The organism is Paenibacillus puldeungensis (assembly GCF_042678945.1).
Lineage (GTDB): Bacteria > Bacillota > Bacilli > Paenibacillales > Paenibacillaceae > Fontibacillus > Fontibacillus puldeungensis.
This window is the reverse complement of sequence record NZ_JBHTLM010000019.1, coordinates 29,083-53,766: the sequence shown is the minus strand read 5'-3', so window position 1 is coordinate 53,766 and position 24,684 is coordinate 29,083. Positions and strand designations below refer to the sequence as shown.

General features: G+C 49.3%; 19 protein-coding genes, 1 tRNA gene and 1 other annotated feature. Of the genes, 19 read left to right on the top strand and 1 reads right to left on the bottom strand.

Features of this window, described 5'->3' with window-relative positions; genetic code table 11:
- The first annotated feature begins 9 nt into the window (after positions 1–9).
- Entirely contained in the window at positions 10–966 is a 957-nt protein-coding gene (locus ACFQ3W_RS20690; RefSeq protein ID WP_379321136.1) for an L-lactate dehydrogenase, read from the top strand.
- Positions 967–1,556: 590 nt separating this feature from the next.
- Here ACFQ3W_RS20690 and ACFQ3W_RS20685 read toward each other — a convergent pair.
- Positions 1,557–1,630, bottom strand: a tRNA-Arg gene (locus ACFQ3W_RS20685).
- Positions 1,631–1,916: 286 nt separating this feature from the next.
- Here ACFQ3W_RS20685 and ACFQ3W_RS20680 point away from each other — a divergent pair.
- From ACFQ3W_RS20680 to ACFQ3W_RS20595, 18 genes are all read left to right on the top strand, one after another.
- The gene (locus ACFQ3W_RS20680) at positions 1,917–2,753 is read left to right on the top strand and encodes a hypothetical protein (protein ID WP_379321135.1); all 837 of its coding nucleotides are present in this window, start codon (positions 1,917–1,919) and stop codon (positions 2,751–2,753) included.
- A 239-nt stretch (positions 2,754–2,992) separates the two neighbouring features.
- A complete protein-coding gene (tig, locus tag ACFQ3W_RS20675) occupies positions 2,993–4,420 on the top strand; it encodes a trigger factor (RefSeq protein ID WP_379321134.1) in 1,428 nt (475 codons plus the stop codon).
- 268 nt (positions 4,421–4,688) lie between these two features.
- Complete coding sequence (gene clpP, locus ACFQ3W_RS20670; RefSeq protein WP_379321133.1) at positions 4,689–5,279, top strand: ATP-dependent Clp endopeptidase proteolytic subunit ClpP; 591 nt, start codon at positions 4,689–4,691, stop codon at positions 5,277–5,279.
- Between the two features lie 12 nt (positions 5,280–5,291).
- On the top strand, positions 5,292–6,548 hold the full coding sequence (gene clpX, locus ACFQ3W_RS20665; protein WP_379321132.1) for an ATP-dependent protease ATP-binding subunit ClpX: 1,257 nt from the start codon (positions 5,292–5,294) through the stop codon (positions 6,546–6,548).
- A 119-nt stretch (positions 6,549–6,667) separates the two neighbouring features.
- Entirely contained in the window at positions 6,668–7,789 is a 1,122-nt protein-coding gene (gene ispG, locus ACFQ3W_RS20660; protein ID WP_379321131.1) for a flavodoxin-dependent (E)-4-hydroxy-3-methylbut-2-enyl-diphosphate synthase, read from the top strand.
- Between the two features lie 200 nt (positions 7,790–7,989).
- Positions 7,990–9,708: an ATP-dependent protease LonB gene (gene lonB / locus ACFQ3W_RS20655; RefSeq protein ID WP_379321130.1), complete on the top strand. Its 1,719-nt coding sequence runs from the start codon at positions 7,990–7,992 to the stop codon at positions 9,706–9,708.
- A gap of 132 nt (positions 9,709–9,840) precedes the next feature.
- Positions 9,841–12,177: an endopeptidase La gene (gene lon, locus ACFQ3W_RS20650; protein WP_379321129.1), complete on the top strand. Its 2,337-nt coding sequence runs from the start codon at positions 9,841–9,843 to the stop codon at positions 12,175–12,177.
- 14 nt (positions 12,178–12,191) lie between these two features.
- Positions 12,192–12,821, top strand: coding sequence for a ribosome biogenesis GTP-binding protein YihA/YsxC (gene yihA, locus ACFQ3W_RS20645; RefSeq protein WP_379321128.1), 630 nt, complete (start codon positions 12,192–12,194; stop codon positions 12,819–12,821).
- 197 nt (positions 12,822–13,018) lie between these two features.
- The gene (locus tag ACFQ3W_RS20640) at positions 13,019–13,606 is read left to right on the top strand and encodes a non-ribosomal peptide synthetase module (protein ID WP_379321127.1); all 588 of its coding nucleotides are present in this window, start codon (positions 13,019–13,021) and stop codon (positions 13,604–13,606) included.
- Positions 13,607–13,927: 321 nt separating this feature from the next.
- Positions 13,928–14,326: an adenosylmethionine decarboxylase gene (speD, locus tag ACFQ3W_RS20635; RefSeq protein WP_379321126.1), complete on the top strand. Its 399-nt coding sequence runs from the start codon at positions 13,928–13,930 to the stop codon at positions 14,324–14,326.
- 212 nt (positions 14,327–14,538) lie between these two features.
- Positions 14,539–15,936 (top strand): glutamyl-tRNA reductase, encoded by a 1,398-nt coding sequence (gene hemA / locus ACFQ3W_RS20630; protein WP_379321125.1) that lies wholly within the window; start codon positions 14,539–14,541, stop codon positions 15,934–15,936.
- A gap of 220 nt (positions 15,937–16,156) precedes the next feature.
- Positions 16,157–16,810, top strand: coding sequence for a precorrin-2 dehydrogenase/sirohydrochlorin ferrochelatase family protein (locus ACFQ3W_RS20625; protein WP_379321124.1), 654 nt, complete (start codon positions 16,157–16,159; stop codon positions 16,808–16,810).
- Complete coding sequence (hemC, locus tag ACFQ3W_RS20620; RefSeq protein WP_379321123.1) at positions 16,807–17,829, top strand: hydroxymethylbilane synthase; 1,023 nt, start codon at positions 16,807–16,809, stop codon at positions 17,827–17,829. The genes ACFQ3W_RS20625 and hemC overlap by 4 nt, the downstream gene beginning before the upstream one ends.
- A complete protein-coding gene (gene cobA, locus ACFQ3W_RS20615; protein ID WP_379321122.1) occupies positions 17,810–19,360 on the top strand; it encodes a uroporphyrinogen-III C-methyltransferase in 1,551 nt (516 codons plus the stop codon). Before hemC ends, cobA begins: the two co-directional genes overlap by 20 nt.
- A gap of 86 nt (positions 19,361–19,446) precedes the next feature.
- Positions 19,447–20,451 (top strand): porphobilinogen synthase, encoded by a 1,005-nt coding sequence (gene hemB / locus ACFQ3W_RS20610; protein ID WP_379321121.1) that lies wholly within the window; start codon positions 19,447–19,449, stop codon positions 20,449–20,451.
- 90 nt (positions 20,452–20,541) lie between these two features.
- Positions 20,542–21,843, top strand: coding sequence for a glutamate-1-semialdehyde 2,1-aminomutase (hemL, locus tag ACFQ3W_RS20605; protein ID WP_379321120.1), 1,302 nt, complete (start codon positions 20,542–20,544; stop codon positions 21,841–21,843).
- A complete protein-coding gene (locus ACFQ3W_RS20600; protein ID WP_379321119.1) occupies positions 21,840–22,748 on the top strand; it encodes an RluA family pseudouridine synthase in 909 nt (302 codons plus the stop codon). The genes hemL and ACFQ3W_RS20600 overlap by 4 nt, the downstream gene beginning before the upstream one ends.
- 147 nt (positions 22,749–22,895) lie before the next feature.
- The gene (locus ACFQ3W_RS20595; RefSeq protein ID WP_379321118.1) at positions 22,896–24,266 is read left to right on the top strand and encodes a LysM peptidoglycan-binding domain-containing protein; all 1,371 of its coding nucleotides are present in this window, start codon (positions 22,896–22,898) and stop codon (positions 24,264–24,266) included.
- A gap of 89 nt (positions 24,267–24,355) precedes the next feature.
- Positions 24,356–24,625, top strand: a binding site (T-box leader).
- The last annotated feature ends 59 nt before the right edge of the window (positions 24,626–24,684 follow it).

Genomic DNA, 24,684 nt, shown 5'->3' with positions numbered 1-24,684 from the left:
GGAGGAGACATGGCCAAAAAATCACGGAAGGTAACGATTGTCGGATCGGGTTTGGTAGGAGCGGCATGTGCTTATTCCATGATAAATCAGTCGATATGCGATGAAATTATGATGATTGACCGGACTTATGACCGTGCCGTAGCTCAGGCGCTTGATTTGTCGCACTGTATGGATTTTACCTCGACTCGTACGAAAGTGGTTGCTGGACGACTGGAAGACTGTCGTGATGTCGATGTCGTCGTGCTTACGGCGGGCGCTAACCCGAAGCCAGGGCAGTCGAGACTCGATGTCTTGGGAGAAGCTGAGAAAATCACAAGAGATCTTGTGGAACGAATAGTCGGCGGTGGATTTAACGGTGTCTTTGTCGTTGCCGCGAATCCGGTAGACATCGTTACCTACCTCGTGCACGAAATTTCTGGATTTCCGCGCAGCCGCGTGATCGGTACCGGAACCTCGATTGACTCCGCACGGCTGAAGACGCTTCTTTCCGATGTATTTTCCATAGATCCTCGCAGTGTGAACGGCTATGCACTTGGAGAACACGGAGATTCGCAGTTTGTGGCCTGGTCGCACGTAACAATCGGCGGAAAACCGCTGCTGCACATCTTGGATCAGCACAAGGAGCGCTTTAAGGATGTCAGCTTGGATGAGATCGAGCGGAAGACGAAAGACGCTGGATGGGAGATTTTCACACGTAAGGGCAACACGCAATTTGGGATTGGCAATGCGCTAGCGTATATTGTTCGCTCCATTCTAAATGATGAACATAAAATCACTGCCGTATCCGCTGTGTTGGACGGAGAATACGGGCAAACCGGAGTTTGCACCGGGGTGCCGGCGATTATCGGCGAGGGCGGTATTGAGGAGATTTTGGAGCTGAACTTGACGGACGAGGAGCAGCACAAATTTGACCACTCCTGTCAGATTCTAAAATCAGCTATGGATGGATTGCATATCGGGAAGTAATGTATAGAAATGAAGGACCTTCGCTTGCTAGTGAGAGCGGGGGTTTTGTGTTTTTTGGCTTTCCTCCCTGTTTGCCAGCAATGTAGTGGAGATAAAGAATAGCCCGATTTTTTCAGCGCTCGTTAGTTGGATAGCGGTTCAATGTAGCTGTGGAAAGTGATCGTGTTCTCGGGATATTCGGATACTCACGAGACAAAAATGGGCTTCAGTCATAAATTAGCGTGGACCTCTGGAAAATAGGGGTAAAAAATGGCCCTATTTAGGCTAATAGCGAGGACTTCGCCTAAATAGGGGAACTTTTTGGTCTTATTGTTGGCTGAGTGCTGGAAAATAGCGTATTTTCCAGGCTTCGGAGAAAAATAAGGTCTTTTTATTCCCCTATTTCTTGAATTTTAGCCTTTCTGACCTAAATAAGGCCATGATTTACCCTTATTTATGGAGAAGCTTAAGTTGAGTACTCTCGCAGCAGCTCGAGACTGCGCTAGCCTGCCGGAAACAACCGGCCCGGCTCGCTCCGACGAACCCCCATTTGGGGTTCTCACCCCCTGGAACGCACAAAAAAAGGCTCTCCCAAAGGAGGGCCTTAAGTACGTCCCAGGAGGGATTCGAACCCCCGACCGACGGCTTAGAAGGCCGTTGCTCTATCCAGCTGAGCTACTGGGACATATCAAAATATGAAAAACACAAGCAAAAAATATATTACCACATACATATCGAATAGGCAAGATTAATTTGAAAGTGAGATATAAAGGGGACGCTGTTAAGACTTTTTGAGGACAAGTGCTTTTTACCTAAGTTTTTGCCTTCGAGAAGGTCTATGCTATAATCTCAGTTGAATTGAAGTACGGAAGAGAGGAGGTGCCCTTATCAACCGCTTTCGACCTGATGATAAAGACAACATCGTACTTTTTCCAAAAACACTAGATTATTACCAAATAGAGCTTACTCGTATGCTTGAGACCGAAAGATATGCTGAAGCCGTGGAGCTATTGAAGTTTTTACTGCAGTGTCAGGGTGAGGATCCCCGTCACTACGAGGAGTGGCAGTCGCTGCTGGACTGGCTTACCGACTCTTTTCCCATGCTGCAGAACGAGTATGCCGGCGAAGGGGAAGATTTCGATCCCGAAACGGAAGAGAAAATGGCAAGACAGCATCTTGAAGCTAAGCTAGCTGAAGATCAGAATTACGCTGAGAAGCTGCTTAAGGCAGTCATGGAAAAGCCGCTGTCGGAGCAGACCTTACTTGCCTTGGATCAACTAGCCTACCTGGACCGGCCGGAGGTTGACGATGCTCTGATTGAGTGGATCCATAAGAAACTCCTTCATCCACTGCTGCAATATCGGGTGCTTCAAACGCTGCGGCGTCGCGGTTCATCGGGACTACTCTCCTTTATTCGCGGCGGGGAAAAAGTGGAGATCGAAATTGAAGCTGTCCCTTTAAAACCAGAGGACTTTCCTTATGCGGTACAAGCTGTTTTAGAGCGCGTGGGGAACCAGACGGAGATACACGACCCAACGCTATTTTACTTTGCTCAGGAGATGTGGTCGCAGTTCGTTATGGCTATTTATGGCACAATGGACTATCGCTCCATGCTAACTGATGATGATTCGGTTATCGATATTTGGGCTGCGTCTCTTCATCAAACCGTAGCCGAGAGCTTAACCGGAGGAGGAAAGCCTGAGGAGGAAATTCGTTTCATGTACGGCATTACCGATGACTTGCGGCTGCGCTATGAGCAGGCCTGTCGTTCTATGCGACAGTTTGTAACTGCCGGAATTCGCGGGTGAATTTGTTAAAGGTTGAATAGTGCTCAAGTGGTATTTTTTTGCGTGTTTGGATCAGTTTGTCTTTGTCATAAAATCACCATATGGATGGACTCTTGTAAAAAGATGTATTGTTGTTTATAATATAATGGTTATTCTGATCGTGTTTATAGAGACAGCTATACTGGAACCATGATAGCTGCTTTATCGCGATTCGGTTTCAGTATTTTAAGTATATGCGAATTTTGGAGGGGAAGGCATAAATGAAAGCAACTTGGGAAAAAATAGAGAAGAACCTCGGCGTTCTCGAGGTAGAAGTGGAAGCAGAACGTGTATCTGCTGCACTTGATAAAGCGTTTCAAAAAGTAGTAAAGAAAGCAAATGTACCTGGATTCCGTAAAGGTAAAGTGCCTCGGTCAATTTTCGAGGCTCGTTATGGCGTAGAAAGCCTGTATCAAGATGCCATCGATATTTTGCTGCCAGAGGTTTACGGTGAAGCCGTTGACGAAACGGACATTTTCCCGGTAGATCGTCCTGAAGTTGATATTGAACAATTTGGTAAAGGACAACCTTTCAAATTCAAAGCTAAAATTACGGTTAAACCTGAAGTTAAGCTTGGCGAGTACAAAGGCGTAGAAGTACCTGCTGTAAGCGTAGAAGTAACTGAAGAAGAAATGAATGCCGAATTGGAACGTCTGCAACAACGTCATGCTGAGCTTGTTGTCATCGACGACGAAGCAGCTAAGAACGGCGATACTGTAGTAATCGACTTTGACGGATCAGTTGACGGCGTACCGTTTGAAGGCGGCAAAGCTGAACGTTACTCTTTGGAACTTGGAAGCAACACCTTTATTCCTGGCTTCGAAGACCAAGTTGTGGGCTTGGCAACAGGTGACTTTAAAGACGTTACCGTAACCTTCCCAGAAACTTACCATGCTGAAGAATTGGCCGGTAAAGAAGCTGTCTTCAAAGTCAAAGTTCATGAAATCAAACGTAAAGAGCTTCCTGAGCTTGACGACGAGTTTGCTAAAGATGTTAGCGAATTCGATACGCTTGCTGAGTTCAAAGAAGATTTGAAGAAACAAATTGAAGCTCGCAAAGAACAAGAAGGCAAAGCAACTCGTGAATCAGCTCTTGTCGACAAAATCGGTGAAAATGCGGAAGTTGAAATTCCAGAGGCTATGATCCAAGGCGAAGTTCAAAACATGGTTCGCGATTTCGACAATCGCTTGCATGCACAAGGCATGAACCTTGATATGTTCCTTAATTTCTCCGGCCAAACGATTGATGACCTCAAAGCTCAAATGCAAGGGGACGCTGAGAAACGCGTTCGCAACAACCTTGTTCTTGAACAAATCGCTAAAGCAGAGAAAATTGAAGCTACCGAAGAAGAAGTTAATAAAGAACTGGCTGATATGGCTGAGGCATACAAACGTACGCCTGAGGATATCCGCAACATTCTTGCAGCAAACGGATCTTTGGGCAGCCTGAATGAGGAAATCCTTCTCCGTAAGACGATTGAATTCTTGCTGGAAAACAGTAAGGAAGTTCCTGCTGAACAATTGGAAGCAGCTAAGGCCAAAGAAGAAAGTAAACCAGCCGCAAAGAAAACGACGAAAAAGTCGACAAAGGCTGAGGCTAAAGCAGACGCAGATAAGACTGACGAAGAAGAATCGAAAGACGCGGAGTAATTTTTCGACTTCTGATTCACTAGAACCAGTCAAAGCATTTTGAAAAACATCATGAATTAACGTTAGGGCACGTATGTTGAATGCGTGCCTTAATTTTTCGCAAAACAAGTTACATTATTTTCCATTTTGCATCAGACTAGCTGACAGTTATATAATGTGAGAACGCGAACATTAACTGCATCGTGTGAAAAATGACATGAGCCATTGAACATGATAGAATGTTTCTGTAAGCGCAAGGAAATTGAAAAGGAAAAGAGGTTGGTCGGGCATGAGTCTGGTACCTATGGTCGTAGAACAAACGAATCGAGGAGAGCGGTCTTACGATATCTATTCGAGACTCCTGAAAGATCGCATTATTTTTCTTAGCAATGCCATCGATGATGAAGTTGCCAATCTCGTGATTGCCCAGCTTTTGTTTTTGGCGGCGGAAGATCCTGAGAAAGATATTCACCTGTACATCAATTCTCCGGGTGGTTCTGTCACCGCGGGGATGGGTATATATGATACGATGCAATTCATCAAACCCGATGTATCCACAATCTGTGTGGGAATGGCTGCAAGCATGGGCTCTCTTTTGCTTACGGCAGGAGCTCCTGGTAAACGATTTGCCCTCCCTAACAGCGAAGTGATGATTCATCAGCCGCTCGGAGGTGTTCGTGGTCAGGCAACGGATATTAAAATTCATGCCGACTGGATCATTAAGACGCGACAAAAACTGAACCAAATTTACGTGGATCGGACGGGTCAACCCCTTGAAAAGATCGAGCGCGATACGGACCGCGACTTCTTCATGAGCGCGGAAGAGGCTAAGGACTATGGGATCATCGACCAGGTTATCTCTAAGCCCATCAAATCATAAAGGGGTGTTTACATGTTTAAATTCAACGACGAAAAAGGACAATTGAAGTGTTCTTTCTGTGGCAAATCGCAAGAGCAAGTACGCAAGCTTGTGGCCGGACCAGGCGTTTATATATGTGACGAATGTATTGAACTGTGCACGGAAATCGTGGAGGAGGAGCTCGGACACGAGGAAGAGCTTGACCTGAAGGAAATTCCGAAACCGAAAGAAATCCGTGATATTCTGGATCAATATGTCATTGGCCAGGAGCAAGCGAAGAAATCGTTGTCGGTTGCTGTGTACAACCACTATAAACGGGTGAATACGCAGAGCAAGATCGAAGACGTGGAGCTTCAGAAGAGTAATATTTTGTTGCTCGGTCCAACAGGTTCCGGTAAAACATTACTTGCTCAAACGATGGCGAAAATTTTGAATGTACCGTTTGCAATTGCCGATGCCACCTCCCTGACGGAAGCAGGATATGTCGGTGAGGACGTTGAGAATATTTTGCTCAAGCTGATTCAAGCTGCAGATTATGATGTGGAAAAAGCGGAACGCGGCATTATTTACATCGACGAAATCGATAAAGTGGCGCGGAAATCGGAAAACCCATCCATTACTCGTGATGTATCCGGGGAAGGCGTGCAACAGGCGCTTTTGAAAATTTTGGAGGGTACGGTTGCCTCTGTCCCACCGCAAGGCGGGCGCAAGCATCCACATCAAGAGTTTATTCAAATCGATACGACGAACATCTTGTTCATTTGCGGCGGTGCGTTTGATGGCCTAGAGCAAATGATTAAACGCCGGATCGGCAAGAAGGTTATCGGCTTTAATGCGGCGAGCGAAGGTCAGAAAGAATTGAAGCCTGGCGAATACTTATCGATGGTACTGCCGGAGGATTTGTTGAAATTCGGCTTGATTCCAGAATTCGTCGGACGTCTGCCGATCATCTCCACTTTGGAGCCGCTCGACGAGAAGACGTTAGTACGTATCTTGGCTGAGCCGAAAAATGCCCTGGTGAAGCAATATCAAAAATTGCTCGAGCTGGATAACGTAAATCTTCAGTTCGAACCTAAGGCGTTGGAAGCTATTGCTCGCGAAGCCATTAAGCGCAATACCGGTGCGCGTGGACTTCGGGCTATTATTGAAGGCATTATGCTGGACGTAATGTACGAAGTTCCGTCTCGAGATGATATTACAGATTGCGTCATCACCGAGAAGGTCGTTCTTGAGAAGACCGGTCCGGAGCTAGCTACCAAAAACAACAAAAAGCAGGAAGAGAGCGCGTAAGGTTGTAGGTACAGCCGAATCGCGACAAAATAGAGGTCGAGTCTCCACCTTTGCGGATATGAGCGCCATCTTGGCGCTTTCGCAGGGGTGGAGCTTTGATCGTTTGGGAGAGACCAGAAATGACATTCTTGAGACAAGATACGCGGCCAGTCAAAGTAGGTAACTTAACGATTGGCGGCAGCAACGAAGTGATCATCCAAAGCATGTGTACGACCAAGACGGCTGATGTAGCCGCAACGGTAGCGGAAATCCACCGTCTGGAAGAAGCGGGTTGCCAATTGGTGCGTGTAACGGTGAACAACGAAGAAGCGGCTGCGGCGATCAAGGAGATCAAGAAGCAAATTCATATTCCGCTGGTGGCTGATATACACTTCAACTACAAGCTGGCGCTCCTTGCGATTGAAAACGGGATCGACAAGGTTAGGATTAACCCGGGTAATATCGGTCGCCGGGAAAAGGTTGAAGCTGTAGTTAAAGCCTGCAAGGAGCGGGGAATCCCGATCCGTATCGGTGTCAACGCAGGTTCGCTCGAAAATCATTTGTTGGAGAAATATGGCTATCCTACGCCAGAAGCGATGGTAGAAAGTGCCCTGTTCCATATCGGAATTCTGGAAGAGCTGGATTTTCACGATATCATTGTGTCACTAAAGGCTTCGGATGTTCCTATGGCCATTGCGGCTTACACGAAAGCAGCAGAGGTTATTCCCTATCCATTGCATCTAGGGATTACCGAAGCGGGGACCTTATTCTCTGGAACTGTCAAAAGCGCGGCCGGTATTGGTGCTCTTTTATCTAAAGGCATCGGTTCAACGCTACGTATTTCTCTTAGTGCTGACCCGGTAGAGGAAGTGAAGGTAGCGCGTGAGCTGTTGAAGACGTTTGGTTTAATCACTAATGCTGCAACTTTGGTATCCTGCCCGACTTGTGGCCGACTCGACATCGACCTGTTCTCCATTGCCAATGAGGTCGAAGCCTACATCTCCAACCTCAAGGTTCCGATTAAAGTATCGGTGCTTGGATGTGCCGTTAACGGTCCAGGGGAAGCCCGCGAAGCCGACATCGGTATTGCCGGTGCCCGCGGGGAAGGGCTGCTTTTCCGCTATGGCGAAATGATCCGTAAGGTACCGGAGGCGGATTTGCTCTCGGAATTGAAAAAGGAAATTGACCATATCGTAGAAGTGTATGAAGCGACCGGTGAAATTCCTGGACGTCAGGAACACCGGGCTCACGTAAATCAATAATAGCAATTAGACTTAAGTAGCCGCAGACTGCAAAGGTGACGCAGTTTGCGGCTTTTTGCTTCTGCCATCTTACAGTAACCTAGCGAGTATGCGCTCCTCCTACCCAAGCATTTCTAACTCTCAGCAAAAAATGCGTTTTACGATGGAGTGAAAAGGCTATACTACCAAGTATCAGTCAAAGAGTAGGAGGTCTACGTGATATGGATCTGAATGTCATCCTGATGTCGGTACAAATGTTTTTTGCTGTTGTGATCGGTCTCTATTTCTGGAATCAATTACGCAGCCAGAAGGGAAATCGTGTAGCAGTGGATCGGGAATCGCGCAAGGAGATGGAGAAATTGCGCAAGCTGCGGGCGATATCGTTAACTAAGCCTCTCGCAGAGCGGACGCGTCCGGCAACAATGGACGATATCGTTGGGCAGAAGGACGGCTTGCGAGCTTTGAAGGCGGCGCTCTGCAGTGCAAATCCGCAGCATGTCATCATTTATGGGCCGCCTGGGGTAGGTAAAACGGCGGCCGCTCGTGTCGTCATGGAAGAAGCCAAGAAAAATCCGGTGTCTCCCTTCAAAAAGGATGCCAAGTTCATGGAGATTGACGCGACGATCGCCCGCTTCGATGAACGTGGGATTGCCGATCCGTTGATCGGTTCGGTTCATGATCCGATTTATCAGGGTGCGGGAGCCATGGGCGTGGCAGGTATTCCCCAGCCTAAGCCTGGTGCCGTAACCAAAGCCCATGGCGGTATTCTTTTCATTGATGAGATCGGTGAACTGCATTCGATACAAATGAATAAGCTGTTGAAAGTGCTTGAGGACCGCAAAGTTTATCTCGAAAGCGCCTATTATAATTCTGAAGATACCGGAACGCCCGCCTATATTCATGATATTTTCCAAAACGGGCTGCCGGCCGATTTTCGTCTCGTAGGTGCTACTACCCGTTCACCGCAGGAGATTCCCGCTGCTTTGCGCTCGCGTTGTATGGAGATTTATTTTCGTCCGCTCCTGCCGGAGGAAATCGCCCGGATTGCGGAGGATGCGATCAAGCGGATTGGTTTTCAGCCTTGCCCGGAAGCGGTCGAAGTCATTAAGAAATATGCGACGAACGGTCGTGAGGCCGTCAATATGGTTCAGCTAGCCGCAGGGCTTGCGCTTACGGAAAAACGGGATCATTTGCTGGCATCGGACCTGGAATGGGTGGCGACCAGCAGCCAACTCACCCCGCGCCCGGATCGCAAAATTCCCGAAAGCTCCGAGATTGGCGTCGTCAATGGGCTTGCCGTATATGGAGCCAACATGGGAACCTTGCTGGAGATTGAAGCAACGGCGGTTCCGGTGGAAAAAGGCAAGGGCACCTACAACATCACCGGCGTTGTGGACGAAGAGGAAATTGGCGGGGGTAGCCGTACGCTGCGCCGGAAAAGCATGGCCAAGGGCTCGGTGGAAAATGTTCTGACCGTCCTGCAGCGGTTGGGGCTTAACCCATCCAATTATGATCTTCATGTCAATTTTCCAGGCGGGACGCCGATCGATGGGCCATCAGCAGGCCTAGCCATCGTTACAGCCATTGCCTCGGCAATTAAAAAAGTGCCCGTAAATCACCAAATCGCTATGACAGGTGAAATAGGGATCCATGGAAAGGTGAAGCCGGTGGGCGGCGTTGTAACCAAAGTGGAGGCAGCTTTTCAGGCCGGAGCAACGACAGTGCTAATACCGAAGGATAATTGGCAGTCTCTTTTTGAAGGTTTGGAAGGACTTCGTGTTATTCCGGTAGAGACAGTTACTGAAGTTTTCTGTCACGTATTCGGACCTGAAGCGGAGAAAAACCTCGAGCTTTCCACCGGAGGGGACCTGTTTGCGCCCCCATCGGCGCCAGCGCCATTCCTGCATGCTGAATCCCCTACACAAGGTGGATCCATGTAAGGGCCGGTTGCAGAGACGATTTGGTATTCCGGGGGGCGACTGTCTTAGGCGGCCGCTCCTCGTTGGTGTTTTTATGTAACATTTGCTAAAATAGCAATGATATCTACGAGAACGTTTGGAGGTGCATGAGTGATGGGACCCCATAAATCAAAAGGTCGGCGTTTTCCTTTACTCCCTTTGCGGGGCCTTCTCGTCTATCCGAGCATGGTATTGCACTTGGACGTGGGGCGGGAAAAATCCGTTAAAGCTTTGGAAAAGGCGATGGTCGAAGACAACCTGATTCTCCTCTGTTCTCAATCTGAAGTGAACATAGAAGAACCAACCCAGGAAGATATATTTCGCATCGGTACTGTTGCGAAGGTTCGTCAGATGCTGAAGCTGCCGAACGGCACGATTCGTGTCCTTGTGGAAGGCATGGAGCGTGCCGAGATTATTGAATATTTAGATACAGAAGAATATTACGAGGTCATAGCTAAGGAACGTCCGGAGGAAGAAACTCTCGATCCGGAGGTGGATGCTTTGATGCGCACAGTGTTAACGCAATTTGAGCATTATATCAATTTATCCAAAAAGGTGACCCCGGAGACGCTGGCTGCCGTATCGGACATCGAGGAGGCAGGACGCCTGGCCGATGTCATCACCAGCCATTTGTCGCTAAAGATCAAAGACAAACAGGAGATTTTGGAGACGATCGATGTACGTAAGCGGCTAGAGAAGCTGCTGGATATTTTAAACAATGAACGCGAAGTGCTGGAACTGGAGCGTAAAATTAGTCAGCGTGTAAAGAAGCAAATGGAAAAGACGCAGAAGGAATATTATCTGCGTGAGCAAATGAAGGCGATTCAGAAAGAGCTTGGTGAGAAAGAAGGCCGAGCCGGGGAGGTTGAGGAGCTAAGAGCTCAACTTGAGGAGAAGGGCCTTCCGGAAAAGGTTCGCGAGAAGGTCGAGAAGGAAATCGACCGTCTGGAGAAAATGCCGGCCAGCTCCGCCGAAGGCGGCGTCATTCGCAACTATGTCGATTGGCTGCTGAGCTTGCCTTGGAATGAGAAAACCGAAGACGATCTGGATTTGACCAAAGCGGAGCAAGTGCTGAATGAAGATCATTTCGGTCTGGAAAAGCCGAAGGAACGGGTTCTGGAATATTTAGCGGTGCAGAAGCTGGTCAAAAAACTAAAAGGGCCGATCCTGTGCCTAGTTGGACCGCCCGGAGTAGGGAAAACCTCCTTGGCCCGGTCAATCGCCCGCTCTTTAGGCAGAGAATTCGTCCGCATGTCCCTCGGCGGTGTTCGGGATGAAGCGGAAATCCGCGGTCACCGGAGAACCTATGTCGGCGCGATGCCGGGACGGATCATCCAAGGAATGAAAACGGCGGGAACCTTGAATCCGGTTTTTCTACTGGATGAAATCGATAAGATGGCCTCCGATTTTCGGGGTGACCCATCCTCCGCACTGCTGGAAGTGCTGGATCCAGAACAAAACAATACATTTAGCGATCATTTTATAGAGGTTCCGTTTGATTTATCTAACGTTATGTTTATTACGACGGCAAATGCGGTCCACAACATTCCACGACCGCTGCTTGACCGGATGGAAATGCTGTATATCCCCGGCTATACGGAGCTGGAGAAGCTGCAGATTGCGAGCCGCTATCTACTGCCGAAGCAGAAGCGCGAGCATGGCCTAGAGCCGGAGCAGCTTCAGGTTGAAGAAGACAGCTTGCTGCAAACGATTCGGGAATATACCCGCGAATCCGGTGTCCGGAATTTGGAGCAGCAGGTGGCTGCTCTATGCCGGAAAGCCGCCAAGAAAATTGTTTCCGAGAACAAGGATCAGATTACGATTACGCCGGAGGAGCTTAAAGATTATTTAGGTATTCCGAAATACCGGTATGGTCTTGTTGAGATGGAAGATCAAATTGGAGCCGTGACCGGGCTTGCCTGGACGGAAGTGGGCGGAGAAACGCTTGTTATCGAAGTGACGGTTGTGCCGGGGTCCGGTAAGCTGACCTTGACCGGTAAGCTTGGAGACGTGATGAAGGAGTCGGCGCAGGCTGCATTCAGCTATACCCGTTCCAAAGCGGTTGAACTCGGTATTCCCCAGGACTTCCATGAGAAAAATGACATTCATATACACATTCCCGAGGGTGCGATTCCAAAAGACGGGCCGTCGGCAGGGATTACGATTGCTACCGCTCTGATCTCCGCTTTAACGAATTGCCATGTCGCTAAGGACGTAGCTATGACCGGAGAAATAACGCTGCGGGGCCGGGTTCTTCCGATCGGCGGACTGAAGGAGAAATCGTTAGCAGCCCACCGGGCTGGCTACCGGAAAATACTGCTTCCTAAGGACAACGAACGCGACCTGCGCGACATTCCTGATAGCGTGAAGGAAGAAGTTGTTTTTGTACCGGTATCCCACATGGATCAGGTGCTGGAGCATGCTCTGGTGGAACATCCGGGAGTGCATTAGAGAGGATTGAATCTATGAAAGTTACAAAAGCAGAATTTGTGATTAGTGCCGTAGGTCCGAACCAATATCCTGAGGACGCCTTGCCGGAGATTGCTCTGGCAGGGCGTTCCAATGTCGGTAAATCGTCGCTAATCAATCGTATGATTAATCGTAAAAATTTGGCGCGTACCAGCTCTACTCCGGGAAAAACGCAGCATTTGAATTATTACCGTATCAACGATTCATTGTATTTTGTTGACGTTCCGGGTTACGGATATGCCAAAGTCTCGAAATCCCAGCGGGAAGTTTGGGGCAAAATGATAGAGAAGTACTTGATGGAGCGCGAACCGCTTAAACTGGTGCTGCTCATTATCGATCTCCGGCATCCGCCTTCCAAAGACGATGAGCTCATGTACGACTGGCTTAAGGCATATGATCTTCCGGTTTGTGTGGTCGCTACCAAAGCCGATAAAGTCCCGAAATCACGGTGGCAAAAGCATATGAAAATCATTAGGGATGCTCTAGTTATGCGGGCAGGGGACAAGTTCATTATGTTCTCGGCGGAGGAAGGTATTGGTAAGGATGAGCTTTGGGAATATATCGAAAGCACAGCTCAGCTGGGGAGCTTGGACACGACTGCTCCTGAAGAGGAAAATGGGCAATAAATCGCCGTATACAGAAGGGATTTAAAGGAGTTCCGGCAGGAAAGTGAGCATGCAGCGCGATTTTTACAGATAAAAACGTCTTAATCCGATTTTTTCTGGAAAATGGCAGAATTTCACGCGTTGGCCGTTGAGCGAAGATTTTGAATCGTAGTGTATAATTATTTTAAAGGATTGTTATAAGAATTGAGGAGATTTTTATGGCTCAGCGGTTAGCCACAGAGTATGTTAACGCCAGTTTGCGTTTGTCGGAAGTTCAGATGTCGCAGTTTGTTCACAAAGTGTATGATCCTCATGTGCGTCAACGTGTCAAGGTGCTCGAGAACGGCGGACAAGAGGTGGTGCTGGAGGATGACGGCGGTGAGGAAGTGCATCTGCCTTTTGACCGTAAGGACGGATATTATGTCTGTGAATTGTCTTTCCGCTTAGAAAAACCACATTTAACGAATGTTATGCGTTTGTTGTTTGCGGCTTTTAAAGGTTCCGGTATGGTTACAAGAATTTATAACGGATTCATGATGATGTATTATTATCAGGAAGGTCGGGTTCAAAAAATCGTGGAATACTCCCGCGATTCCTACAAGCTGGTCTTCGAGCTCAAGGATACCGTTAAAGAATTGCAGCGAATTTATCGGAGCAACGATGTAGAAATGGAAATTGCTCGTATTCACAAGTCCATCAATTGCTTGCTTGATGAACGATTTGTGGTACAGGATGCTAAGGAAGTAGAGCGGATTGACGATGAACTGCGAAACTGTTCGCGCAGATTGTTTGTTCTGGAGGCTTAAAATTTCTTCTATCCCTCACTCCGACTTGGAGTCACCAAAGCCCTTATATTGACATAATGTACTTAGAGAAGCTACCCATTAAGTGGGTAGCTTTTTTCAGGAAATCAGCGGGATTAGAGGGCAAAAATGCGACTAAAAAAAATGTTGCATTTGTCTCTGATAGATGTTATTTTTAATCTCGTTGAAAAGAATATAGGAACCAGGATTCACTCAGGACATGGAGATGTTGCGAGAGATTTTTCCCTCGGGAAGTGAATGACGTAGGTCCTAGCGGATGAAATTTTTTCAAACATTTTATTCCTAGGAAGGGGGAACCGGAAGATGGAATATTCAACTTTCGGAAGACACGTTGCTGTTGATACTTGGGGCGTCGACTTTGAAGTACTGAACAACGCGGAGCTGCTCGAAGCTCATCTGGTTGAAGCCGCCGAAGCTTGCGGAGCTACGGTGTTGTCCGTACAATCCAAGCAGTTCGAACCACAAGGAGCTACAGTTCTTATGATGTTGTCGGAGAGCCATCTCTCGATTCATACGTATCCTGAGAGAGGGTTTGCAGCTATTGATTGCTACACTTGCGGGGAAATGGTTGATCCGCAGTTGGCCATTGATTACCTGGTGTCCGTTTTAAAACCGGAAAAGACATATGCTAAGAAGCTGATTCGCGGGTTGGGTGAATTGGAAGTTGTTGAACCTGAGAATAAACACGCTGAGCTTGTTTAGAAGACATTCGTCGTTATAGATTTAGAAAATATGGAAAAAACAAATAACCATGGAACTATTCCATGGTTATTTGTTTTTTATTGTATGATTCATAAATAATTCATAAAATGCTCATTCAAACGGCCGAGAAATGGACATTCTCTGTGATATAATTAACACAGTTTGTTTGCGTTTTATGTTTTGTGATCCTAATCGAGGCAGGTGAACTTGCAATGCACATTGTCGTGGTCGGGTTGAATTATCGGACGGCACCTGTTGAAGTCCGAGAAAGGTTTTCTTTCGCGGATAAAGATATGCCGCAAGCGATGCAGGAACTCTTGCGCACCAAAAGTGTATTGGAAGGTGTTATAATTGCAACCTGCAATCGTACGGAAATCTACGTTGTCGTTGATCGTTTGCACATGTGCGGCTATTTTATTCGCAGCTTTATGGAGCGCTGGTTTGGGGTTCCGCGAGAAGAATTTACCCGCCATTTATATATGTATGAAGATGATCAGGCGATTCACCATTTATTTCGGGTCGCCTGCGGGCTCGACTCCATGGTGCTGGGCGAGACCCAAATTCTTGGACAGGTTCGGGGTGCTTTTTTGTTGGCTCAAAGGGAGAAAGGCACCGGGACCTGGTTTAACAGACTGTTTAAGCAGGCGGTAACGCTTGGAAAGCGGGCACATTCGGAAACAGCCATCGGTGAGAGCGCCGTTTCGATAAGCTATGCGGCGGTAGAGCTGGGCAAGCGAATTTTTGGCAGCTTCAAAGGGAAACGGGTGCTTATCCTTGGGGCTGGGAAAATGAGCGAACTGACCGCGAAGCACTTGAGCGGCAACGGTGCCGAAGAAGTGTTGGTAGCGAACCGAACGTTTGCCCGCGCTCAGGAACTGGCTTCCAAATTTTCAGGAACTCCATGCACGATGCAGGAAGCGATGCAAAGGCTGGAGGGGGTTGATATTCTGATCAGCTCCACTGGAGCTGAAGGGTATGTCATAACTTCCGCTCAGGTCGCCCGCAGCATGCAGCAGCGTCCAAACCGCCCTTTGTTTATGATTGATATCGCGGTGCCGAGGGACATAGAGCCTTCAATCGGTGAACTTTCGAATGTATTTCTATATGATATCGACGATCTGGAAGGCATCGTAGAGAGCAATATAGAGATGCGCCGCTCCGAGGCGACAAAAATCGAATCGATGATTGAGGAAGAAAAGGAAGAGTTCGCAAACTGGCTGCAGACACTGGGCGTCAAGCCGGTTATCCGCGCACTGCAGGAAAAGGCGTCGTCTATTCATGAAAACACGCTGGATAGCCTCTTTAACAAACTGCCTGAGCTTGACGAGCGTCAGCGGAAAGTCATCAGCCGGTTGACGAAGAGCATCTTGAATCAAATGATGCATGATCCGATTAACAGAATTAAAGAAATGGCGGGGGAAAAGCAGGGGGCCGAAGCGCTTGAAATGTTTACGCAAATTTTTGCGCTGGAGCCATATTTACTGGAGGAAACCAATTCTCCGTCTGACAAAGAAAGCGGTGCATCGTTGGAATTGCTTCCAGCCCAGCAAAGTCAGGTTCAGCAGCAGGAAAGCGAGCCTTCGATTCCTTTGGCACAGGCATCGGTATAGTTTGTTCAGACTTTATTTTAGTTAAAAACGACAGTGAGTTTTATGAATGGGGCGCCCAGAGCCCTCTGCTTTATTCCTCGAATTGGATGAGAAATTCGAAAATGAGAAGCGGATGGTTCCTGGTCGCTTTTTATTTATACTTATGCCAGGTTCATGGAAAAATGTAACAGGTTAAGGTATGCTAATAACAGATATAACAAGTGCTTGAGGAGTGGATGCAATGCCTCACTATATGCCCATTATGATGAATCTTCGGGAACAACGCTGTGTCGTTGTGGGCGGGGGGGCAGTCGCTGAGCGCAAGACGCAGGCATTGCTAGAGGCTGGCGCAAAGGCTGTAGTCATAAGTCCAAGTGCGACGGCCTGGCTGCAGGAGCGCTCCGAAGACAACAAGATTGAATGGGTGAAGCGTAGGTTTCGTAAGGGAGACCTTGCCGGAGCCTTCTTGGCGTTTGCAGCCACCGATCAGGAGCAAGTTAATGCGGACATTGTACGTGAAGCCAAAAATACGGGAATACCTGTAAATGATACGAGCGAAGGTGAACGTGGAAGTTTTATTACGCCGAGTGTTTTCCGCCGTGGGGGATTGATCGTTGCGGTTTCCACATCTGGAGCAGGACCGTCAGCTTCACGAAGGCTAAGCCGAGAAATCGAAGAGCGTTTTGGAGACGACTATGAACGATATATTGATTTTTTGAGCGCTGCCCGGGCCTTAATTAAAAGCCGTGTAGCGGAGAGCAGCCAGAGGAAGCATCTGCTTCGCCTTTTGGCTGAGATGGATATTCTGACATTAATTCGGGAAGGAAGCTTCCAGCCATGGAGCGAGGAGGCCCTTATCGCCTGGATAGATCAATATCGGGGGAATTGCGAATGACAAAACGTACGATTGTAGTCGGTACGAGACAAAGCCAGTTGGCCCTAACCCAAACGGGGCAGGTGATTGACCATTTAAAAGCGATCTGTCAGGCAAATTCACTGCCTTTCGATTTCGAAATTCGCAAGATCGTGACCAAAGGGGATCGAATTCTCGATGTCACGCTGTCTAAGGTCGGAGGCAAAGGGTTATTCGTCAAAGAAATCGAGCAAGCGATGCTGGACGGAGAGATCGATTTAGCGGTACATAGCATGAAAGACATGCCGTCAGAGCTGCCGCAAGGTTTGATTAACGGGGCTGTGCCACGGCGAGTTGATCCGAGAGACGCACTTATTTCTAAGAGCGGACTTTCCCTGGACGAACTGCCGCAAGGAGCAAAGGTCGGCACGAGCAGTCTGCGGCGTTCCAGCCAGCTGCGGGCTTATCGTCCGGATCTGATCTTGGAGCCTATACGCGGCAATATCGATTCCCGGCTGCGGAAGCTGGAAACAGAAGGCTTTGACGCGATCATTTTGGCCGCGGCAGGGCTGTACCGAATGGGTTGGGAGGACCGTATCACGGCTTATCTGCCTACGGAAGTCTGCTTGCCGGCCGTTGGCCAGGGAGCGCTTGGCATTGAATGTCGGGAGAATGATGCCGAGGTACGGCAACTGCTGTCTTTGTATAACGATCCGGATACCGCGCTTACTGTAGCGGCCGAGCGCCGCTTTCTCAGGGTACTGAATGGCGGCTGCCAAGTTCCGATCGGAGCCTATGCGACGTTAGTTGACTTGAACGGGGAGAATGTTAAGGATAAAGGCGACCAGGCAGATCGTGGAAATACCGAGGGAAGCTCACGCCGCATTGCGCTTACGGGCATGGTCGGTTCTGCGGATGGACTGACGATTTTGAAGGAAAGCGGCGCTGGGGAGGATCCAGTTGCGCTAGGCGAACAGATCGCCGGGCGGCTGATCTTAAGAGGGGCGGATGAGTTACTAAAGGAAGTCGGGAGTGATCAGGATGACGGAAAAAGCAGGTAAGGTGTATCTCGTTGGCGCGGGACCCGGCGATGCGCGATTAATTACGCTTAAGGGTCTCGATTGTATCGAAAAAGGGGATGTCATCGTTTACGACCGCCTTGCGAATCCCAGCCTGCTTAAGAAGATGAAGCCGGGAGCGGAAAAAGTGTATGTCGGCAAACGTACCGATCGCCACACGATGAAGCAGGAGGACATCAACCAACTGCTCGTTGACCTGGCGCTGACCGGGAAAACAGTCGTACGGCTAAAGGGCGGCGATCCGACGATTTTCGGGCGGGTTGGTGAGGAAGCCGAACTGCTTCGAAAACACGGTATCCCCTATGAAATCGTACCGGGAATTACTGCAGCCATCTCCGTACCCGCTTATGCCGGTATTCCGGTCACGCACCGCGATATGGCATCCTCGCTGTCGATTATTACGGGCCACGAAAGCCCGGATAAGCTGGATCTGTCGATTAACTGGGAGAAAGTGACCAATGCGACCGGGACGCTGGTCTTTATGATGGGGGTAGCTAAAATCGGCTATATTAGCAAGCAACTCATCCATTACGGAAGACCTCCTGAAACCCCGGTAGCACTTGTGCGCTGGGGCACTCGTGCCGAGCAGGAGACATTAACCGGGACGCTTGCCGATATCGAACAAAAGGTGCTTGCAGCTGATTTTAAGCCACCTGCGGTCATCGTTGTAGGCGAGGTGGTTAACCAGCGGGAGCAGTTGAAATGGGCAGAGTCGCTGCCACTGTTCGGGAAGCGGATTCTTGTAACGCGATCAAGGTCGCAGGCAAGTAATCTGGTTCGTGGTATTGAGGATTTAGGCGGTGAGCCGTACGAGTTCCCGGTTATTGACATTGCGATACCGCAAAGTACTGCACTTGTGCATACGGATGCGGCTTTGGCAGGACTGGGAGAATACGATTGGGTATTTTTCACGAGTGTAAACGGTGTGGAGTATTTCTTCAAGCATTTGGAGCGACTGGACAAGGACATCCGGTCGCTGCATAAAGCGAGAATTTGTGCTGTAGGACCAGCCACGAAGGAAGCGCTGCGGGGGCGCGGTATTGCTTCCGAGGAGCTGCCTGGCCGTTTTCAGGCCGAAGGCTTCTTAGAGGCGTTCGGCTCCGAACTTCAGGCCGGGCAGCGGGTGCTGCTGCCGCGCGGCGATCTCGCCCGGGCCTGGCTGCCGGAAGTGCTGCGCGAGAAAGGTCTATCCGTTACGGACGCGGTCATGTATGAAACCGTTCCGGCTGGCGACGATGATGACGAGCTGCTCAAGCTCCTCGATGAGGGGGGCATTCATGCCGTCACCTTCACCAGCTCTTCAACGGTAACTAATCTGCTCACCGCTTTGTCAAGGATGGGCATCACCGATCCAGTCCAAGCACTGCAGGGGGCGGCTATTGCCTGCATCGGCCCGGTTACGGCTAAAACAGCGGCGGAAGCCGGACTAAATGTGTCGATTCTCGCTGAGGAGGCGACGATCGACAGTCTTCTTGAGGCGCTGTGCTCCTGGAAGGCGCGTACGGCCAAGTGAGAATAACGGTTTGTTTTGAGGCTGGCTGCCCACCCGCATGGTCTAGGGCAGCTCTTTAGCCAAATCATACAGGAGGTTAAAGTAAAATGAATTTTCCAGTAGTTAGACATCGCCGCTTGCGTCAATCCGCAGCTATTCGCGGAATGGTTCGTGAAACGGTGTTGACGGTGGACGATTTCGTCCAACCGATTTTTGTGACTTATGGCAGCGGTGTGAAGACTGAAATTGCTTCGATGCCCGGCGTATTCCATTTTTCGCTGGATACGCTCGAGGAAGAAGTGAAGGAGATCGTGGAGCTGGGTATTTCGGCGGTGCTCTTGTTCGGTATTCCTGAAACGAAGGATAGTGTCGGGACCTCTGCTTTTACGGAACACGGTATCGTTCAAGAAGCCACCCGAGTGATTAAATCCCGATATCCTGATCTGCTCGTCATTGCGGACACCTGCCTTTGTGAGTTTACGGATCATGGACACTGCGGAATGGTTCATACGTATGAGCGTGACGGACATGTTTGTGGGGATGTCCTCAATGATGAATCGCTGGAACTGCTTGTCAAAACAGCGGTTTCGCAGGCTCAGGCCGGCGCCGATATTATCGCGCCTTCCAACATGATGGACGGCTTTGTACAGGCTATTCGCTCCGGGTTGGATGAAGCAGGTTTTTCCCATGTGCCGATCATGTCCTATTCGGTGAAATACGCCTCCGCTTTCTACGGTCCATTCCGAGAAGCAGCGGATTCAGCACCACAGTTCGGCGATCGTAAGACGTATCAGATGGACCCTGCTAACGCTCGTGAAGCGCTCCGTGAAGCTGAATCGGATGTGCTGGAGGGTGCGGACATGCTGATGGTTAAGCCTGCGCTTGCCTTTATGGATATCATTCGCATGCTGCGCGACCAGTTTGACCTGCCGCTTGTCGCTTACAATGTCAGCGGTGAATATTCGATGGTGAAAGCCGCAGCTCGCCAGGGCTGGATCAATGAACGGGCGATCGTGACGGAAATGCTGCTGGGCATGAAACGTGCCGGAGCGGACATTATTATTACTTATTTTGCTAAAGATATGGCGCGTTGGCTTCGCGAGAAGAACTGATTTGCATAGCATAATTTCATTTCGTTCGGCACTAGATTTGTTCTTTAACTTAGGGTATACCGATGGTCGAATTTGAGGAGGGACTTCAATATGAAGGACGTTATTGGACGGCACAGCGATGAACGATCGCGAGCGGCTTTTGAAGAAGCGAAAAAGGTACTTCCCGGAGGCGTAAACAGCCCTGTACGGGCGTTTAAATCTGTTGGGCTGACTCCGATGTTTATCGATCACGGGGTAGGACCTCGCATCTATGATATTGACGGGAACAGCTTCATTGATTATGTGGGTTCCTGGGGGCCGTTGATTATGGGACATGCCCATCCGGAAGTGGTAAAGGCCCTGCAGGATGCTGTAGCCAAAGGGACCAGCTTCGGAGCGCCGACTCTACTTGAAACGGAGATGGCGAAGCTTGTTGCCGAGCGGGTACCATCGGTCGATATCGTGCGGATGGTGAGCTCGGGCACGGAAGCAACGATGAGTGCAATTCGTCTGGCTCGTGGATATACCGGACGCAACAAAATTATGAAGTTCGAAGGCTCTTACCATGGTCACGCTGATAGCTTACTGATCAAAGCGGGATCCGGTGTAGCCACCTTGGGATTGCCGGATAGCCCTGGCGTTCCGGAAGGCGTTGCGGTAAATACGATTACGGTTCCTTATAATGACCTTGAATCGGTTAAACTGGCATTTGAACACTATGGAGAGGAAATCGCCGGCGTTATCGTTGAACCGGTAGCTGGCAACATGGGGGTTGTTCCGCCATTGCCAGGCTTCCTGGAAGGGTTGCGCCAGGTGACGACGCAATTCGGCAGCCTGCTTATTTTTGATGAGGTGATGACCGGTTTCCGTGTACATATGAATTGTGCGCAGGGGCGTTTTGGCGTCACGCCGGACGTAACCTGCCTTGGCAAAGTGATCGGTGGTGGGCTTCCGGTGGGTGCCTATGGCGGCCGACGTGAAATTATGGAGCAAATCGCTCCCTCAGGTCCGATTTATCAAGCCGGTACGCTAAGCGGAAACCCGCTGGCTATGACCGCAGGCTTTACTACGCTTTCTTTGCTAACGCCTGAGGTGTACGACCGACTGGAGCGTTTGTCGGCTAAGCTGCAAGCCGGATTTGAAAGCAATGCTAAGGAGAAAGGCATTCCGTTTACCGTCAACCGTGTCGGCTCCATGGTATGTCCTTTCTTCACAAATGAGAAGGTTATTAACTTTAACACGGCCAAGACCAGCGACCTTGATCTCTTCCATCGCTATTTTGCCGCCTTGCTGGAGGAAGGCGTCAATGTCGCGCCGTCCCAGTTCGAAGGCATGTTCGTGTCGGGCGTGCATACCGAAGAGGATATCGATTTAACGATTGAAGCGCAGCGTCGCGCTTTGAAAAAGCTGTGAGTCCGGCTGTTTCCGCGAATCGTCGCGGGGAGTGGCTAGAGCTCATGCCAGGCAAGCTGAAAACGGCGGAGGGCGAGGAACGGCTCTCCGCCGCTTTGGCTTGGCTTGAAACAAGCTTAGGAGCTCCCTCGAAGCTGATTCGGAAGCTGCAGGCGGAAGACGGCATCAAGCTGGCTGGCGACCGGCTTCGTTTGCGAATTTTTCCTCCAAGAGTGTCGCAGTATACCCCTTATTGGCATGAGCTAACTGTATTGTATGAGGACGAGTTCTGCCTCGTCGTTCATAAGCCGGCCGGGGTTAAGGTTCATCCGGACGGAGCGGGGCAGGAAGCAACACTCGTGAATATGGTGGCTGCATTATACGCTGAACGCGGAGAGCAGGCAGCTCCTGGGCATATCCATAGGCTGGATGAATATACATCTGGTCCGGTGCTTTTTGCCAAAAATGAATATGCACAACTGAAGCTGGATGAAGCGATGAGCCGCAAAAGCATCGGTCGAACATATATCGCTTTTGTTCATGGAATAGTGAGCCGAGATCTTAAGGTGATCGATAAACCGATTGGTCGAGATCGACATCACAGCCAGAGACGGCGTGTATCTCCTACAGGCAAGCCTGCCATAACGCGGGTTGAGCTGCTGGAGACATACCCCGCTGCCAGCCTGGTTCGACTTACTTTGGAGACCGGAAGGACGCATCAAATCCGTGTCCACTTAGCCGATGCGGGTCACCCGCTGATCGGTGATAAGCTTTATGGGGGGAAGACTGACGAATTGCCGTTTCAAGCTTTACATGGAGAACGGCTTATTTTTCCACATCCGCTGATGGGAGACGACATTCAGGTTGACGATCCAACGCCTCCGGTATGGGACAGGCTTAAGAAAAGACTAGCTGGCTTAAGCTGAGGCTTGAAGGCGACATTGACATCTGACCAGATGAAAAAAAGCTGGCATGCACTCCTTTTTTTCGCATATAGATAAAACGAGGAATGATTTGGACCATGACCCATGGATGCTGAATCATGTTTGGATATGCTGAAAGGAGGTAGCGTTTTGGCTGATCAATCCTATGGTCTGCGATTCGATATTTATGAGCGCGTTCATTTAGCGGAAGATGTGATTGGTATTGAAGAGCTTGAGGAAATTGAGCTTTTCCCAAAAATCCAGGTAATTCCCGGGGAGGAGTATGCTTCACTCCGCGGTCATTTACTATTGTCTGGCTTATACCGGGGGGAAGGGGAAACTCGCGAGCTTGCGCACTGGATTCCGGTGGAAATAACGGTTCCTCTTAGCCGGGTAAATCGTCTCGAGGATATTACGGTGGAGATTGAAAATTTCGACGTCGATCTGCTGAGTGCCCGCAGTCTTAATATTACTGGGGTTTTATCGCTGCAAGGAATAGAAACCACCTCGTTAATGGCGGATTCGGACGGCTGGAAAGACAGAGAGTTTTCGACTGCGCATGTTGTCACGGAAAATCGGGCTGAAGAGGAGAAGGCTGACTATTCCTTTTTTGAGGAAGATGTTCAATCAGAACCTCAGGAGAGTGCGTTAACAACGTGGCAGTCGTTTCCGTTGGAAACCCAGCAGCAAGAGCGAATTCCGGACGAGCAGGAGGGTGCTGCTTTCTCACAAGAGGAAATTTCTGGCCTTCCGGAAAATGATCCATGGGCGGACAAACAATATACGACTTACCCTGCAGTGGAAGCAAAAGCGGAACCTCCGTCAGCGGCTGAATTGGAGCATAACATTTGGTTTCAAGAGGTGAAACGTCCATTTGCAAATTCGGAGCCAGCTGAACAAAAAGTTGAGGACGTAGCTGAGGAAATTCAGAAACTTCATGAGGATCTGGATCTGCAGGCTCAAGTTCAACAGGATCAATTCGCTCTGGATCGATTTGAAGAGACCCAGCCAAAACCGGAGGAGTCACCAATACTGGTACAAAGCGAAAATGAGGGAGTGCAGGCGGCGCCGAATGAGGCGGTAGAAGCAGAGCATGAGGCTGCCAAGGAAGAAGCTGCTGAGAACCAGCCTAACGTCCAGCCGGAAGAGAAAAAAGAGCTCAAAATCGCTCTTGGCAGCAAAAAGAATGTGAGTGATGAAAAGGGCGACGGATTTGGCTTAAAGAAGTTGATCTCCCCGCGTACAGAGTCTGAACTGCCTATCGATGCGGAGGGTTCCCCGGCGGCAGTTGAAACTATTAAGGATCATGGAGACGGCGAGGAACTTCGGTGGAAAAGTTTGTTCATCGGCAGCGGTACCGAACAAACCCCGTTCCGCAAAGTGAGAATGGTGATTGTTCAGAAGGAAGAGACGCTTGATGATATCGCCCAGCGCTATCATTTGAGTTCTCGCGAGCTTCAGCTGTATAATCGATTGTCCGAGCATCATCTTGATGAGGGGCAGGTTTTATATATTCCATAGATCACGGTCAAAATGAAGTTTATCGGGCTATTTATTGACTCCCGGTCTTTTCCAAGTTATGATATTATAGATTCATGGAAATAATGATATCAAAGACTTGGAATGGGAAGAGTAGGCAGTGAACCCTTCAGAGAGCGGAGTTGGAGCGCTGAAAGATTCCGCAGGATTATTAGCTGACCGAAGTCGCCCGGGAGTCGTCCGTTTGAGCATTCTGCATGTTAGAACGGATCGGGAGCAGCCGTTATCTGCAAGAGTGTCGCAAACTATACCCGTACGTCTTGATCAAACATACTGCGGGCTAGCAAGCAAGGTTGCGAAACAAAGGTGGTACCGCGAAAGTAAAGCCTTTCGTCCTTTGAGACGAAGGGCTTTTTTTGTTTTTCTGCTAAAGTCATAGCAGGCCATGCTTAATTGTAAT